At 75.0% G+C, this 14,319-nt stretch carries 13 protein-coding genes; 6 read left to right on the forward strand and 7 right to left on the reverse strand.

Features of this window, described 5'->3' with window-relative positions:
* The first annotated feature begins 3 nt into the window (after nucleotides 1-3).
* From CFP65_RS04860 to CFP65_RS04880, 5 genes are all read left to right on the forward strand, one after another.
* Nucleotides 4-990, forward strand: coding sequence for an amino acid ABC transporter permease (locus tag CFP65_RS04860; RefSeq protein ID WP_104814911.1), 987 nt, complete (start codon nucleotides 4-6; stop codon nucleotides 988-990).
* Nucleotides 987-1,757, forward strand: coding sequence for an amino acid ABC transporter ATP-binding protein (locus tag CFP65_RS04865; RefSeq protein ID WP_104814912.1), 771 nt, complete (start codon nucleotides 987-989; stop codon nucleotides 1,755-1,757). The genes CFP65_RS04860 and CFP65_RS04865 overlap by 4 nt, the downstream gene beginning before the upstream one ends.
* The gene (locus CFP65_RS04870) at nucleotides 1,754-3,043 is read left to right on the forward strand and encodes a M20 family metallopeptidase (protein ID WP_254552239.1); all 1,290 of its coding nucleotides are present in this window, start codon (nucleotides 1,754-1,756) and stop codon (nucleotides 3,041-3,043) included. The genes CFP65_RS04865 and CFP65_RS04870 overlap by 4 nt, the downstream gene beginning before the upstream one ends.
* The gene (locus CFP65_RS04875) at nucleotides 3,040-4,323 is read left to right on the forward strand and encodes a cyanophycinase (RefSeq protein ID WP_168219557.1); all 1,284 of its coding nucleotides are present in this window, start codon (nucleotides 3,040-3,042) and stop codon (nucleotides 4,321-4,323) included. Before CFP65_RS04870 ends, CFP65_RS04875 begins: the two co-directional genes overlap by 4 nt.
* A 91-nt stretch (nucleotides 4,324-4,414) precedes the next feature.
* Complete coding sequence (locus CFP65_RS04880; RefSeq protein WP_104814914.1) at nucleotides 4,415-5,287, forward strand: MurR/RpiR family transcriptional regulator; 873 nt, start codon at nucleotides 4,415-4,417, stop codon at nucleotides 5,285-5,287.
* On the opposite strand, the gene CFP65_RS04885 is transcribed toward CFP65_RS04880, so the two are convergent.
* The 6 genes from CFP65_RS04885 to CFP65_RS04910 all read right to left on the reverse strand — a co-directional run bounded on the left by CFP65_RS04885 (nucleotide 5,281) and on the right by CFP65_RS04910 (nucleotide 9,399).
* Nucleotides 5,281-5,493 carry a hypothetical protein gene (locus CFP65_RS04885; RefSeq protein ID WP_104814915.1) on the reverse strand — a complete coding sequence of 71 codons (213 nt, stop codon included), beginning with the start codon at nucleotides 5,491-5,493 and terminating at the stop codon, nucleotides 5,281-5,283. The two genes, CFP65_RS04880 and CFP65_RS04885, sit on opposite strands and share 7 nt — an antisense overlap.
* Nucleotides 5,490-6,218, reverse strand: a complete 729-nt coding sequence (locus tag CFP65_RS04890; RefSeq protein ID WP_104814916.1) for an SDR family NAD(P)-dependent oxidoreductase — start codon at nucleotides 6,216-6,218, stop codon at nucleotides 5,490-5,492. The genes CFP65_RS04885 and CFP65_RS04890 overlap by 4 nt, the downstream gene beginning before the upstream one ends.
* 59 nt (nucleotides 6,219-6,277) lie before the next feature.
* On the reverse strand, nucleotides 6,278-6,709 hold the full coding sequence (locus CFP65_RS04895) for an SRPBCC family protein (RefSeq protein ID WP_104814917.1): 432 nt from the start codon (nucleotides 6,707-6,709) through the stop codon (nucleotides 6,278-6,280).
* A gap of 38 nt (nucleotides 6,710-6,747) precedes the next feature.
* Nucleotides 6,748-7,539 carry a YqjF family protein gene (locus tag CFP65_RS04900; RefSeq protein ID WP_104814918.1) on the reverse strand — a complete coding sequence of 264 codons (792 nt, stop codon included), beginning with the start codon at nucleotides 7,537-7,539 and terminating at the stop codon, nucleotides 6,748-6,750.
* Between the two features lie 97 nt (nucleotides 7,540-7,636).
* A complete protein-coding gene (locus tag CFP65_RS04905) occupies nucleotides 7,637-7,939 on the reverse strand; it encodes a DUF3040 domain-containing protein (protein ID WP_158702041.1) in 303 nt (100 codons plus the stop codon).
* Between the two features lie 110 nt (nucleotides 7,940-8,049).
* Nucleotides 8,050-9,399, reverse strand: coding sequence for a glycosyltransferase (locus CFP65_RS04910; RefSeq protein ID WP_104814920.1), 1,350 nt, complete (start codon nucleotides 9,397-9,399; stop codon nucleotides 8,050-8,052).
* A 239-nt stretch (nucleotides 9,400-9,638) separates the two neighbouring features.
* Here CFP65_RS04910 and CFP65_RS04915 point away from each other — a divergent pair, with 239 nt between their 5' ends.
* Nucleotides 9,639-11,729, forward strand: coding sequence for a glycosyltransferase family 4 protein (locus CFP65_RS04915; RefSeq protein WP_104814921.1), 2,091 nt, complete (start codon nucleotides 9,639-9,641; stop codon nucleotides 11,727-11,729).
* Between the two features lie 58 nt (nucleotides 11,730-11,787).
* On the opposite strand, the gene CFP65_RS04920 is transcribed toward CFP65_RS04915, so the two are convergent.
* Nucleotides 11,788-14,229: a SpoIIE family protein phosphatase gene (locus CFP65_RS04920; RefSeq protein ID WP_104814922.1), complete on the reverse strand. Its 2,442-nt coding sequence runs from the start codon at nucleotides 14,227-14,229 to the stop codon at nucleotides 11,788-11,790.
* Nucleotides 14,230-14,319: the final 90 nt, after the last annotated feature.

Here is a 14,319-nt window from a genome sequence, read left to right on the forward strand (position 1 = left end):
CCCATGAGCTCCCCCACCCGAGCCACCGAGGCACCGGCCGCGCCCCCCGCCCAGGACCTGCCCGAGGAGCGGATCGAGGCGGTGCCGGTGCGCCACCTCGGCCGGCTGGCCGCAGCGGTCCTGGCCCTGCTCGCGGTCGGCGGCACCGTCTGGTCGCTGGCCAAGAACCCCAACCTGCACTGGGACGTCGTCGCGGGTCACCTGTTCGACACCACCGTCCTGGACGGCCTGCTCACCACGGCCTGGCTCACCGCCGCCGCGATGGCCGTCGGTGTCGCCGGCGGCGTGGTCCTGGCCGTCATGCGGCTCTCCCCCAACCCCGTGCTGTACGGCCTGTCCTCCCTGTTCGTCTGGCTGTTCCGCGGCACCCCGCTGCTGGTGCAGATCATCTTCTGGGGCTTCTTCGGTGCCCTGTACAAGCACGTGATGATCGGCATCCCCTTCACCCACGTCACCTTCGCCTCCTGGCCGACCAACAGCGTGATCGGCGCCACCACCGCGGCCCTGCTGGCGCTCGGCCTGAACGAGGCGGCCTACGCCTCCGAGATCGTCCGCGCCGGAATCCAGTCCGTCGACCCGGGCCAGGCCGAGGCCGCCCACTCGCTGGGCATGTCGCCGGCTCTGACGATGCGCCGCATCGTGCTGCCGCAGGCCATGCGGGTCATCATCCCGCCGATGGGCAACGAGACCATCAACATGCTCAAGACCACCGCGCTGGTCTCCGTGATCTCCGCCCACGAGATGCTCTTCGCCGTCCAGGAGATCTACGCCCAGAACTACCAGGTCATCCCGCTCCTGGTCGTCGCCAGCTTCTGGTACCTGGCACTCACCACCGTCCTGGGCATCCCGCAGGCCTGGCTGGAACGCCGCTACGGACGCGGCACCTCCGCCCGACCCTCCGCCCTGCGCCGCCTGCTCGGCGCCGACCTCTCCCTCGCCGGCCTGCGCCGCACCCTCCCCGTCACCGACCGGCCGAAGGACAGCGCATGAGCAGCACCACTCCCATGGTCCACGCCCGAGGGGTGCGCAAGCGCTACGGGCGCACCGAGGTCCTCAAGGGCATCGACCTGACCGTCGCCACCGGGCAGGTGTGCTGTCTGCTTGGCCCCTCCGGTTCCGGCAAGTCCACGTTCCTGCGGTGCATCAACCACCTGGAGAAGGTCGACGGCGGCCGCCTTGCCGTCGACGGTGAACTGGTCGGCTACCGCGAACACTCCGGCCGCCTGCACGAGCTGAGGGAGCGTGAGATCGCCGCCCGTCGCCGCGACATCGGCATGGTCTTCCAGCGCTTCAACCTCTTCCCGCACCTGACCGCGCTGGAGAACGTCACCGAGGCGCCGGTCCGGGTCGCCGGGGTGCCCCGCGGCCAGGCCCGCGAGGAGGCGACGGCCCTGCTGGAACGCGTCGGTCTCGCGGACCGGGCCGGTCACTACCCGGCGCAGCTCTCCGGCGGCCAGCAGCAGCGCGTCGCCATTGCCCGCGCGCTGGCGATGCGGCCCAAGCTGATGCTCTTCGACGAGCCGACCTCGGCCCTCGACCCGGAACTCGTCGGCGAGGTCCTGGACGTCATGCGCGATCTGGCCGCCGACGGCATGACCATGGTCGTCGTCACCCACGAGATCGGCTTCGCCCGCGAAGTCGGCGACACCGCGGTGTTCATGGACGCCGGCGTCGTGGTCGAGCAGGGCGACCCGGCCCAGGTCCTCACCGATCCGGCCCAGGACCGCACCCGCGCGTTCCTGTCCAAGGTCCTGTGAGCGCCACCGCCGGCGACCCCGGCACGCTGGAGACGGGCCCCGCCACCGCGGAGGCGCTGCTCGCCCTGGCAGAGCAGCGCCTGCCCGGCTACCTGGCGGACCTGCGGCACCTCGTCTCCGTCGACTCCGGCTCCTACAGCCCCGGCGGCGTCAACCAGGTGGCCGACTGGTTCGCCGCCCGCCTCACCGGGATCGGCTTCACCTGCGCACGCGTCCCGGTGCCGCCCGCCGACGAGCGCCCGCTGGGCGACGCCCTGATCGCCCGCAAGAAGGGCAGCCTGTCTCCGGCCGAGGGCGGGCGCCGCATCCTGCTGATCGGCCACCTCGACACCGTCTTCGAGGACGGCACCGCCGCCCGCCGTCCCTTCGCCCAGCACGGGCCGCTGGCCCACGGACCCGGCGTCAGTGACGACAAGGGCGGCCTGCTGGCGGGGCTCACCGCCCTCGAACTCCTCCACACCCTCCGTCAGGACGCCTACGCGGAGCTGGTGTTCCTGGCCACCCCGGACGAGGAGATCGGCTCGCCCGGCAGCCGCGCCCTCACCGAACGGACCGCCCGGGAAGTCGACGCCGCACTGGCGCTGGAGTGCGCCCGGGAGAACGGCGACCTGGTCATCGCCCGCAAGGGCGTCGCGGACTTCCGCATCACGGTGACCGGACGGGCCGCCCACGCCGGCATCGAACCCGAACGCGGTGCCAACGCGGCCCTCGCCGCAGCCCACCTGGTCGTCGCCCTGCAACAGCTCAACGACCGCTGGGACGGCGTCACCGTCAACGTCGGCGTGGTGCGGGCCGGCACCCGCACCAACATCGTCTGCCCCGAAGCCGACATCCACGTCGAAGTCCGCGCCACCACCACGCGCGGCATGAACCACGCCGAGCAGGCCGTCCACGACCTCGCCCGCCACCCCACCGTCGCCGGCACCAGCAGCACCGTCGAGCGCCGCGACTGGTGCCCGCCGATGGAGGACACCCCGGCCGCCCGCGACCTCCTCACCGCCTACCAGGACTGCGCCGCCCGCCTCGGCCTCCGCGTCGAGGCCGCCGCCACGGGAGGCGTCGGCGACGCCAACTACCTCAGCGGCAAGGGAGTTCCCACCCTGGACGGCCTCGGCCCGGTCGGCGGCGCCGACCACTCCCCCGAGGAATGGCTCGACACCACCACCGTCCCCGCCCGCACCGCGCTCCTGGCCGCCACCCTCGCCCGCCTCGGCCGGCGAACCGCTGCCCGGCCGCTCCCCGACCCGGCCCGCCCCCTTCCCCCTCTGCCACGGAGGCACCCGTGAACCGCGCGAGAACACTCAGCACCGCCGCCACCGCCGCCGCCCTCGCCCTGGCCGCCCTCACCGCACCCCAGGCCACGGCCGCCCCCGCCGGGCACCGGCACTCCGGCACGCTCGTCATCGTCGGCGGCGGCCTCAAGGACACCAACGCCGAGATCTACCACGAGATCATCACCAAGGCCGGCGGCGCCGGACACGCCCGCATCGGCGTCCTGACCGCCGCCTCCGTCACCCCCGAGCACGACCCGAACGCCTCCGACCCCGCGACCTGCAGCAACTCCGTCTGCAACGGCACCTACTACGCGGACCTGTTCCGCCACTACGGCGCCGCCGACGCGCAGTGGATCCCCGTCGACCTCGACCACATCGCCGCCGCCGACGACGACACCGTCCTCGCCCAGGTCGAGTCCATGACCGGCTTCTTCTTCGGCGGCGGCGACCAGTACCGCTACATCACCACCCTCCTGCACGGCGAGGCCCACACCGACTCCAAGGTCCTGGCCGCCATCCGTGCCAAGCTCGCCGCGGGCGCCGTGGTCTCCGGCTCCAGCGCCGGCGCCGAGATCGCGTCGGGCCCCGACATGGTCACCGGCGGCGACAGCTACCCCGCCCTGCGCGAGGGCAGCTCCCCCGGCTACTTCCAGGACCCGACCCGACTCGGCTACCTGCCCGCCGGCGGCTTCGGCTTCTTCGACGCCGGTCTCATCGACACCCACACCGGCACCTACGGCCGCGAAGGCCGCGCCATCCGCCTGGCCGCCGACACCGGCCACCCCCGCGTCTTCGCCCTCGACGAGGACACCGCCCTCGAGGTCGAGGACAACGGCACCCCGCACGAGACGCTGCGCGTCCTGGGCACCCACGGGGTCTCCGTGTTCGACCTGCGCCACGCCCGCACCCGCACCACCCCGGCAGGCTGGGCCGTCGACGGCGTCGACTACAGCTACCTCACCGACCAGGACCGCTACGACCCGCGCAGCTGGCGCACCACCCCCGCCGCCGCCAAGCAGCCGCTCCACCCCGTCGGCACCACCCCGGTCCCGGCCGAGCCGGACGTCTTCTACTCCGCCGCCGATCCCGCCGGACACCCCTACGCCTTCTCCGGCACCGCCCGCGCCCTCGCCGCCACCACCGGGGCGAGCGCCACCGCCACCACCTACGAGAGCGCGCCCACCTACGCCGTCGACTTCACCAAGACACCGCACCTGCGCGCCTTCACCGCCGACGGCACCACCACGGCGTCCTTCACCCACCTCACCCTCGCCCTCCACCCCGAGCCGTAGTCCCTCCTCCGGCCCGCGACCACGATCCGGACCACCCGGTGACAGCGGGCTAAGCTGCCCCGAGCGCCGCCCACACGACAGGAGCCCGCACATGACCAGCGGCCCGCTGGCCGAAGAGATCCGCCGACGGCTCGGCGACTGCAGCCCAGCCGAGCGCAAGGTCGGACGCGTCCTTCTGGCCGGCTGGCCCGCCGCGGGTTTCGAGACGGTCGCCGTCCTCGCCGAACGGGCGGGCGTCAGCGCCCCCACCGTCCTGCGCTTCGTCAACCGCCTCGACTTCCGCGGCTTCCCCGACTTCCAGGCCGCGCTGCGCGTCGAACTCGAGCAGCGCGACGCCTCACCCGTCACCCTCTACCGGGCCTCCGAGCCGCTGACCGCGGACTCGGAGCCCGCGGACGCACCCGCTCTCGCCCAGCAGGCGGCCGCGATCTTCGCCCCCGCGGTCACCCGGACCCTCCTGGAGATCCCGCCCCACGACCTGCAGCGCGCCGTGCAGCTCCTCGCGGATCCCAAACGCCGCATCGTCCTCACCGGCGGCCGGTTCACCCAGCTCCTGGCCCGCTACCTGGCCCTGCACCTCTCCCAGATGCGCGCCAAGGTCTCCGTCCTGCCCGACCACCCCGTCGAACGCTCCGCCGCCCTGGCGGACACGACGGCCCGCGACGTCTACGTCATCTTCGACTACCGCCGCTACGAGCCCGACAAACCCGTCATCGCCCAGCACGTGCGCGAGCGAGGCGGCCGCGTCATCCTCTTCACCGACGTGTGGCTCAGCCCCGCCGCCCCCCACGCCGAAGTCGTCCTCCCCAGCCAGGTCGCCACTCCCTCCGCCTACGACAGCCTCGTCCCCACCCTCGCCGTCACCGAGACCCTCATCGCCGCGATCCTGCGCACCCTGGGCGACCAGGCCAGGACCCACATGCAGCACGTCGAGCACACCGCCCGGATCGCCGGCCTCTACTGACAGGACGGCCGAGCCGCCGCCGCGCCCGCCGCAGGCGTTCCCGGAGCCATCGCGGCGGTGAGCCGGTCGAGCATGTCGTCGTCGGCGACGCTCTCCAGGATCGTCAGCAGCACCTCGAGCACAGGCCCGTCGCCTGCCGCCACGGCCCGGCAGATCAGATCCACCAGATCCGGTGAGCCCCGCGGGCCGGAACGGACGGCGCTCATCGGTCCGCTCCCCCGCGGGTGGCACGCTCGCTCACCGGAGCGCCGTGGACGCCGCCGGGGCGGATGACGGCGGCGCCCTGGCGCAGGCCGTCGAGGACGGCCAGGACCCAGGTCTCCAGGTCCGCGCCGGGCGGCAGGGGTGGTGGCTCCCCGACGAGGGCACGTCGGGAGAAGCCGGTCTCCAGGTGCGGCAGCCGCGCGTCCAGCACGGTGAGACCGGTTCGGCGGTGCTCGGCGCGTACCGATTCGAGCCAGGCGGCCAGGGCGGCCTTGGCCGCCCGGTAGGCCGTGGTGCCGGCCACCGGCCGCTCCACGACGACACCCGTCAGTGCCCCGATCGCGCCGGGCGCCGCGACGACGCCCAACGCCCCTTCGAGGACGGCCATCGGAGCCGACGCGTTCACCGCCATCAGATGCTCCTGGACCGGCAGGGGCACCTGCCCGGCACGGCCGAAAGCGGCCACCCCGAAGGCCACCAGGACCGCGTCGAGGCCACCCATCGCCCGAGCGGCGCCGGCGGCGAGCTCACCGCACCGCTCCAGGTCGTAGGCGTCGAACGCCTCCTGGCCCGCAGCGCCCACCCGGCGTGCCACCGCGTCCAGGCGGACGGGGTCGCGCCCCGCCACCACCACCGCGGCCCCGCGCTCGGCTGCGGCGGCCGCCACCGCGCCGCCGATCACGCCGGTGGCCCCCGCCACCATAAGTCGCCAGCCGTCGTACTCCACAGCACCTCCCGTATGAAGAAGCGGACGCACCGCCGAGCCGCGGGCATCGCCAGGGCGGTTCACCCTTGTGCCAGCACCCGGGGCAGCCGCTCGGCGACCGCGTCCGCGAGACGCTCGAACTCGGCCCGCAGGAACGGCGCGGCAAGGCGCGCCAAGCCGTGGAACCGCAAGGAGGCGCGGTAGACCACCCTTGTGCCGCCCTCGAAGGCACGGACCCCGATGTCGTCGGTGGCCGTGACGGTGCGGTTCTGTCCGACGAACACCAGCCCGTCGGGCCGGTACTCCTCCAGCCGGTAGTCCAGATCGGTCAGCCGCCCCCGGAACCGCGAGGTGTTGCGCCATCGCGCTCCCGCCAGCACCGGACCGTGGTCCAGCCGTACACAGGACTCGGTGCCCGGATCCCATTCCACCGTGTTCCCGAAGTCCGCCAGGTACCTCAGCACCTCGTCGGCGGAGCGCCGGAGCACCATGCTTCGTTCCACACTGACCATCGGAGCCCCCTTTCCGTCGTGGCCCGCGGCGCGGGCCGTCACGTCTTGTTCGGAGCGCACGCGTCCATGGATGGCAGACCGGGCGGTCGGGGCCGGGGGCCGGTGGCGGGTGCCCAGGCGCCGAACCGCACGGGTACGCCGGGTGAGTAGAGCACGCTCACCGGAGGGCCCTCGATGTCCACTCCGGCCGCGGCGGTCAGGTTCTGCGAGAGGTCGGTGACCTGGGCCTCGTGCAGCGGCCATCGGGGATGGTAGGCCGGCAGGAAAACGGTGTGTCCCCGGATCCGGGTGTGCAGACCCCAGCGGGCGGTCAGGAAGTGCGCGAGCGGTCCGGGGCGTTCCAGCGGCGGGCCGGTGTGCGCGGTGAGCACACAGGTCGCATCGGCCGGGCCGGGACGGCGGGCTCGGGTGGCCAGGCAGTAGGACCCCTGGCCGGCCGTGAGGCGGGTCTCGGACCAGCGGTAGGGCAAGGCGAACACGGCCCGGGCGGTGAGGACGGCGGCCAGCCGGGGGCAGTCGAGGGACCGGAAGACGACACCGCGACGCCCCTGTCCGTCGACCGAGTACAGCCGCACGTTGACCTCGGGGAAGCTGCCCAGGTAGGGGATGCCGGCGCAGCTGCCGGGGCCGAGGCCTTCCATGCTGAAGGCCACGAGTCCGACCCAGCTGGTCGCGTTCCAGACGTCCGGTACGACTCCGGGCGGCATCAGCGGCGTGACGGCGCCGGGGCTGACGGGCCAGTGCAGGAAGAGCACGTCCCGCCAGTACTGTGACAGCAGCGGCTTGCCGACCGGTCGAGCCGGGTCCGCTGTCACCGGTTCGATGATCATCGGTCTTCCTTCTGCCTCGTGGCCTTCCACCTTCGGGCCCTCGCCGGGGCTGCGGCAGTCGCAGCGTTGGTGCATCATCCGGCCCGTCAGTGCGGCCTCAGGTCATCCGCATCCGGGCCAGGTGCCGGAAGACGAGCCCGCACAGCAGCGCCGAAGCGCCCGCGCCGGCGGCCGCGAGGGGCGCGGCGGCGGGGTACGCGCCCGCGCACAGGGCTCCGGCCGCGGTCAGGGTGGCCAGGGCGGCGACCAGGGCCGCGAGGACCCGGGGCCGGTGCCACAGCCGCGTCCACGGCGACGGGCGTGCTGCGAGGAGGCGCTCCAGTCCCGCGTCGTCCTGCCTCAGCTGGGCTTCGATGGCGTCGAGGGCCCGCTGTTCGCGGGCGGTCAGGGATGTCGTCACGGTGCTGCCGCCTCTCGCTCGCCGGATGCTCCACAGCCTCCTCCCGCCGCGGCGCGAGGCCAGTCGCATCGTTTGCGCACCCACTCGCCCGCCCCGCCGGGCGAGGGCTGTCAGGAGCGCGCCGGCATCGACTGCAGGAGCGCGGCGGCGGCCCAGGCCGGGCCGTGCGGGCGCTCCCGGGCGCTGAGGGCCGGGAGGCCGTGGGCCGCCCCGGCCAGGAGGGCGGCGACGGCGCGCCCGGCGGCGTCGGGGGTGAGGGTGTTGGGGTCCAGGCAGCGGCCGGCCCCGGCGCGTTCGGCGTCGTGAGCGATGGCGAACTGGTCGCTGGAGAACGGCAGGACCAGCGCGGGCACACCGGCGTGCAGGCATTCGGTGAAGGAGTTGTTGCCGCCGTGGTGGACCATCGCCCCGGCGTGCCGCAGGAGCTCCTGCTGCGGGATCACCGGGGCCACGTGCAGCCGCGCCGGGTCGGCGTCACGCAGCAGGGGGTTCGCCGTGACGGCGGCGACGCGCTCGCCGGCGGCCACCACCACCGAGGCCGGGGTGTGCCGGAGGATCCCGGCTGCGGCGGTGGCCAGCACGTCGTCGCGGGCGGAGAGGAACGTGCCCAGGGCGACCGGCACCAGCGGGCGGTTGCCGCTCGTCAGGCGGTCGAGGACGGCCTGCCAGTGCCCGTCCAGCGGTGCGGGGCCGGTGTCGGGCAGCAGGTGCCCGGCGTGGACGGCCCGTGGGCCGGCCGGAGCGGGCGGCAGCCAGGGCAGGCGGGGGTAGTTGAAGACGACGGTGTGCGGGGAGCACAGGGCGAAGGCCCGCTCGGGCAGCGGCCGGCCGGGGGCGTGGCGCCGGGTGAACGCCCGGAACTCGGCGGTGAACGCCGCGTCGTTGGCCGCCGCCGCGCCGCGCAGCCGCTCCAGGTCCTCCGCCGAGGGGCGCAGGGCGTCCGGCCAGGCGTAGGGGAAGCCGAAGTAGGCGTCTGCCGAGGCCGGGAGGTAGCTGGGATGGCCGGGGCAGAAGGTGGCGTAGGGCAGGGCGAGGCCGTGCAGGGCGAGGGTCGCGGAGTAGGAGAGCTGGTCGACGAGGTACCAGTCGGGGCGCAGCCGCCGGTCGAGGTCGGCGAGGTCGTGCAGGACGCGCTCGGGATCGGCCAGCATGTCGTCGGCGCGGTGGCGGGCCTGGGTGAGGAGGGTCTCGGTCGGGCCGTGGCGCGTGGCGTCGAGAAACTCGCGCAGCCGCTCGGTGCCGGCCCGGTCCTGCCGGGTCGCCTCGGCCGTGCCGTGGTTGGCGTTGCGCGTGACGGCCAGTTCGGTGAAGCCGAGACCGTGGTGGGCCGCGAGATCGGCGAAGGCGGCGGTGCAGGCGAAGTCGACGCGGGCGCCGTGGCGGCTCAGCGCGGAGCCGAGGGTGGCCAGCGGTCGGGCGTGGGAGTGGAAGGGCGGGCTGATCACGACCACACGGGCCATGCTGACCTCCGTCGGGGGCGAGGCTGTGCCTGGGGCCTTCGATCATGCCAGGCGCCCCGACCGGCGCCGGGGCGGATCCACGCCCTTGCAGGCGGCCTTGCGGACGGCCTTGCGATGCGCGGCGACGCCGGGCCGGACGGACACCGCGGCACGGCCGCCGGCCGCCGGCCGCTCCAATCCGTTCCGCACCTCCCCTCCGAAGATGCCGGCGACCGAACGGCTGCACGGGAGGACACGCGATGATCCAGCACCTGACACCGGCTGCGGCCGCGGCAGGGCCGCGACGCGACCGCGCGGACACCGTCGCTTTCGCGGCGTGGCGCAGGTTCCACTGGGCCCAGGACCTCAGTGCGGTGCCGGGCGGCGATCTGCTCGGTCGACTGGCGCGGGCGGAGTACGGCGGGTCGTGGGGCCGGCTGGACGCGGTGCTGTCCGTCACCGACCGGCGCACCGCGCGGCTTCGCCAACTCGCCCGACGCGAACGCGCCGTGCCGGCCTGGGTCCTGGCGGCCGCAGGCGCGGCCCCCGACCTGCAGCCGTGGGAGCGGACCGCTCTCGCTGAGTCCTGGGAGCACAGCGCACGCCTGGATGCGGGGGCGAGCGCCACCGCCGAGATCCGCCGGCGGCTGCTCGCGGACCCCGGCCCCGCGCAGACCGAGTTCCTGCTGGACGTGGCGGACGCGAACGGTCTGCGGCCGCTCTCGCCGGCGGAGGCGGTCGGACGGCCGGCGGCCAGCCGTCCGGCCGTCCACGCGCTGTGGCGCTACCTGTCGGGCCTACCCGGGGGACACCTCCTGCTGCCCGAGCCCGATCGGTGCGGCGACGCCTACGAGCGGCTGCTGCTCGCCGCCTGCGCCCATCGGGCCGACCCGGGCGCGCCCTCCGGCCGGCGGTTCAGGGCAGCGTTCGCCGCCTTGGCCGAGCCCCGGCCGCGGCCCATGGTCGTCGCACAGTCGATGCTGCTGGGCCGCCTCGAAGAGCCCGGCGCCGGCCTCAGCGGCGGTATGAGCGTGCTCCTGACCGGGCTGGGGGAGGCCCTGACCGCCGACGAGCGGATCACGCGGGTCCTGACGCTGACCACGGCGCGGCCCGGGGAAGTGGACCGCGCCGACCTGACCCAGGCGTCCGGTAGGTCCCACCTCCTGGTCAGGCTGCCCGTGGACACGCCGGCCCCGCTCGACCCGCACACCGCGACCGTCCACCAGGCCGCGCTGGCCTGGTGGACGGCACGGGTCTTCGAACTCCCGGGCGCCCGCCCCGACCTCGCCCACGTCCGGTTCGCCGACGACGCCTCACTCGCCGTCGCACGCGCCGCGGGCCGCCACGGCTCCGCACTCGCGTTCACCGTCACCCCCGACCCTCACCGCACGATCGAGGAGCGGCACGCCGGCCTGCCGGCGGACCACACCGGCGAGGCGGCGCAAGCACTGCGGCTGGACCTGCACCGGGTCTTCGTCGCCGACCGCCTGGTGGCCCGCGCCGATCTGCTGGTGGCCATGCCGGCGCAGTCGGGCACGCAGGAACTCTCGTCGTACTTCCCCCAGTTGGCGGACCGACCGGTCCATGTCCAGCCCGAGGGCATCGCCCCCTTCCGGCCCGCTGCGGGCGACGGCGCGACCACCCGCGGCCTGCTCGCCCGTCTCTACGGCGGCGACGGCGACGGCGGCGTGGTCGCGGGCGGTCTGGACGCCGGTGACCGCGGGCTGCCGCTGCTGCTGTGCGTGGGACGGCTGCACCCCGTCAAGCAGCAGGAGCAGCTCGTCCGCGCCTGGATGCTCGCGGGCCTGCACCACCGCACGACCCTGCTGCTGATCGGCGGGTCGCCCGACCAGCCGACCGCCGTCGAAGCGGACGTCCTCGACCGGATCGGTGCCCTCCTCGCGACCGACCCGGTCGCGAGGCGCCGCACCGCCCTGTGGCCCGCGCTGCCCAACCGCCAAGTCCGGCTGCTGGAGCGGGCGCTGGCACAGGGCCGGCCGGGGGCCGCGCTCTACGTGTGCCCCAGCGCCAAGGAGGAGTTCGGCCTGGCCGTGCTGGAGGCCATGGAAGCCGGCCTCGCGGTGGCCGCCCCGCAGCGCGGCGGCGCCTCCCACTACCTGCGCGACGGCGTCAACGGACGGCTGCTGGCCACCGAATCGGTCGACCGGCTCGCCGACGGCCTGCGCTCCCTGCTCGACACGCCCGTTCCTGACCTGGTGACGATGGCGCGGGCCGGAGCGGTGACGGTACGCGAACGGTTCGGCATCGACACCATGGCCGCGTCCCTGGCCCAGGCGTACCGCGTCAGCTGTGAACCCGTCCTGCGCGAACGGTGCCGCTCGGCCGAGTGACCGAGGGCCCCCGGAGCACCGCCGGCCACGGATGGGCGCCCCGGGCCGCTCCGGGGCCTCAGGGCTCGCGGACCGCCACGCCGACCAGGCAGGTGTCGTCGTCGGTGTCGGCGCCGCTGTAGCGCAGCAGGTGGTCCAGGTGCGCCTCCAGGGCGCGCGGGCCGCCCTGGTTGCGGGCGTGGGCCTGCTCGCTCAGGGCCACCAGGTCGGCCAGCGAGGACTGGACGGATTCGTCCCGGCGCTCGATCAGGCCGTCGGTGTACAGCACCAGGGTGTCCCCGGGGGCGAGTTCGAGCTGGTCCTCCTCATAGTCGGCGTGGTCGAGGGCGCCCAGCAGGATCCCGTCGGGCTGCGGCAGGGCCCGGGCCGTCCCGGCCCGCAGCAGCACCGGCGGCAGGTGCCCGGCCCGGGCCCAGCGCAGGCCGCGGGTGGCCGGGTCGTAGAGCGCGCAGACGGCGGTGGCCGTGACGTTCTCGGTCAGGTGGTGGGTGACGCTGTTGAGCCAGGTCAGCAGCTGCGCGGGCCCGGCGCCGGTGGCGGCCAGCCCACGCAGTGCGTTGCGCAGCGCCACCATCCCGGTCGCGGCCTCGATGCCGTGGCCGGCCACGTCGCCGACGCAGAGCAACACCTGACCGCTGGGCAGCGGCAGCGCGTCGTACCAGTCGCCGCCGACCAGGTGATCCTTCTCGGCCGGTCGGTAGCGCACCGCCACGCTCAGGTCGTGCAGCAGCAGCGGCCCGCGGGCGGGCGGCATGATGGCGTGCTGGAGCTGGCGGGCCAGCCGGCTGCGCTCGGCGGCCTGCTCCTCGGACTGGGCGAGCTGGTCCCGGGTCGCCGCGAGCGCCACCTCCGTCCAGTGCTGGGCGGAGACGTCCTGGTAGGCGCCGCGCACCAGGGTGACCCCGCTCTGCTGGTCGTGCACCGGCTCGGCCACCACCCGCAGGTGGCGGGCGACCCCGTCGGGGCGCTGCAGGCGGAAGGCGGTGGAGGCCGCCCGGCGGTGGTGCAGGACGGTGCGCAGGAAGCGGCCGACGGCGGGCCGGTCGTCGGGGTGCGCGTGCTCGCCGAGCTGCTCCAGGGCGGTGGGCTGGGCGGTGACGGGCAGGCCGTGCAGGTCGAAGAGCGCCTCGTTCCAGGCGATCTGACCGGACTGCAGGTTCTCCTCGAAGCCCCCGATCCGGCCCAGCCGCTGCGCGTGCTGGAGCAGCCGGGCCACCTGCGGGGTGCCGTCGTCCAGCCGCCAGATCACCAGCACGAGCCGCCCGTGCCGGCTGATGCTGATCCGGGCCCTGGCCTGCAGCAGGACGCTGTCGACGGTGGCGGTGAGGGTGACGTCCTTGGCGCGGTAGGGCTCGCCGGTGGCGAAGACGTGCTCGACCTTCTCCGCCAGCCCGCCGTTCTCCGCGGCCAGCGGGTACGCCTCCAGCAGGCGGGAGCCGGCCACCGCGACGGCGGGCCGGCCGGCGAAGTCGACGAAGGCGGGGTTGACGCTGCGGATCACGAACTCCAGCGGCGCCTCCCCGCTGCCGGGTGCCAGGGCGAGGATCAGGCAGGGGTCGAGGATCCCGTCCGTCAGCCGCCCCAGCTCGTCCAGCGCGGTGTCCTCGCCGTGGCCGGCGCCGCCGTCCCGCGACCAGGTCTCCAGGGTCGCGGCGCAGAGCTCGGCCAGCGCCTCGAACTGCCGGTGCAGCGCCGGGGTGAGCTCCGGCAGCGGCCCGGCCCAGCAGATCTCCAGTACGCCGATGAGGCGCCCGCCGCTCCCGGCCGGGACGGCCACCCGGCCGCCGGGGAGCTGATCCCGGCCGATCGAGGGCACCGAGGCGTCGGCCAGGCTCGGGTAGGAGACCAGCGCCCGGGCGTCCAGCGCCCTGCGCGCGGGCGTCGGCACGCCCGGCGGCACGTGCCGCCAGCGCTGGGACTCGGTCGGGGCGAGCCCGGCGCTGCCGGCCAGCACCATCGACTGGTCGGGGTGGGCCGCCCAGATGGCCACGGCGGCGGCCCCGAGCGGCCGCAGCGCGTGGTCGAGCATGGCCTGGGCCGCCGCCTGGCTGTCGGCGGCCACCAGGGTGCGGGCCTCGGTGCTGCGCAGCCGCACCACGGCGGGCATCTGCCCGGCCTCGCCCGGGGAGCTGACGAAGGCGCGGGCCAGGGCCGAGATCCGGTCGGCCGCCGCCTGGTTGACCAGGTCGGCGGCGAGTTCGAGCACCGGCAGATCGGCCTGCTCGGCGAGGCGGACCAGCTGCGCGGCGGCGTCGGTCGGGCTGCAGTGCAGCCGCTCGACCAGGATGCCGGCCGCCATCTCGACCAGCGAGCGGCCCGCGGCGTCGGCGTGCGCCTTGTCCAGCTCCGCCCGCAGCCTGCGGACGGTGGCGGCCAGTCGGGCCAGCGCCTCCGGCCCGGCCGGCTCACCGCCGCCGTCCGGAGCGCGCTGCGGCCCGACCCGCTCCCCGGCCACCGCCGGGGCGGCGCCGTCGGCCGCCGGGTCGAGGGGGTGTCGCACGAGTGGGCCTCCTGTGGCTCGGTCAGCGGTCCGCGGTCGGTGCTCAGCAGTCGAAGCCGAACAGTGGTGGCTCGGTGGTCAAGGCGCGGT

Source organism: Kitasatospora sp. MMS16-BH015, from assembly GCF_002943525.1.
Lineage (GTDB): Bacteria > Actinomycetota > Actinomycetes > Streptomycetales > Streptomycetaceae > Kitasatospora.

Coding starts and splice junctions, on each gene's coding strand:
- CFP65_RS04860 (WP_104814911.1), top strand. CDS start 4: ATGAGCTCCCCCACCCGAGCCACCGAGGCACCGGCCGCGCCCCCCGCC.
- CFP65_RS04865 (WP_104814912.1), top strand. CDS start 987: ATGAGCAGCACCACTCCCATGGTCCACGCCCGAGGGGTGCGCAAGCGC.
- CFP65_RS04880 (WP_104814914.1), top strand. CDS start 4,415: ATGACCAGCGGCCCGCTGGCCGAAGAGATCCGCCGACGGCTCGGCGAC.
- CFP65_RS04885 (WP_104814915.1), bottom strand. CDS start 5,493: ATGAGCGCCGTCCGTTCCGGCCCGCGGGGCTCACCGGATCTGGTGGAT.
- CFP65_RS04895 (WP_104814917.1), bottom strand. CDS start 6,709: ATGGTCAGTGTGGAACGAAGCATGGTGCTCCGGCGCTCCGCCGACGAG.
- CFP65_RS04900 (WP_104814918.1), bottom strand. CDS start 7,539: ATGATCATCGAACCGGTGACAGCGGACCCGGCTCGACCGGTCGGCAAG.
- CFP65_RS04910 (WP_104814920.1), bottom strand. CDS start 9,399: ATGGCCCGTGTGGTCGTGATCAGCCCGCCCTTCCACTCCCACGCCCGA.
- CFP65_RS04915 (WP_104814921.1), top strand. CDS start 9,639: ATGATCCAGCACCTGACACCGGCTGCGGCCGCGGCAGGGCCGCGACGC.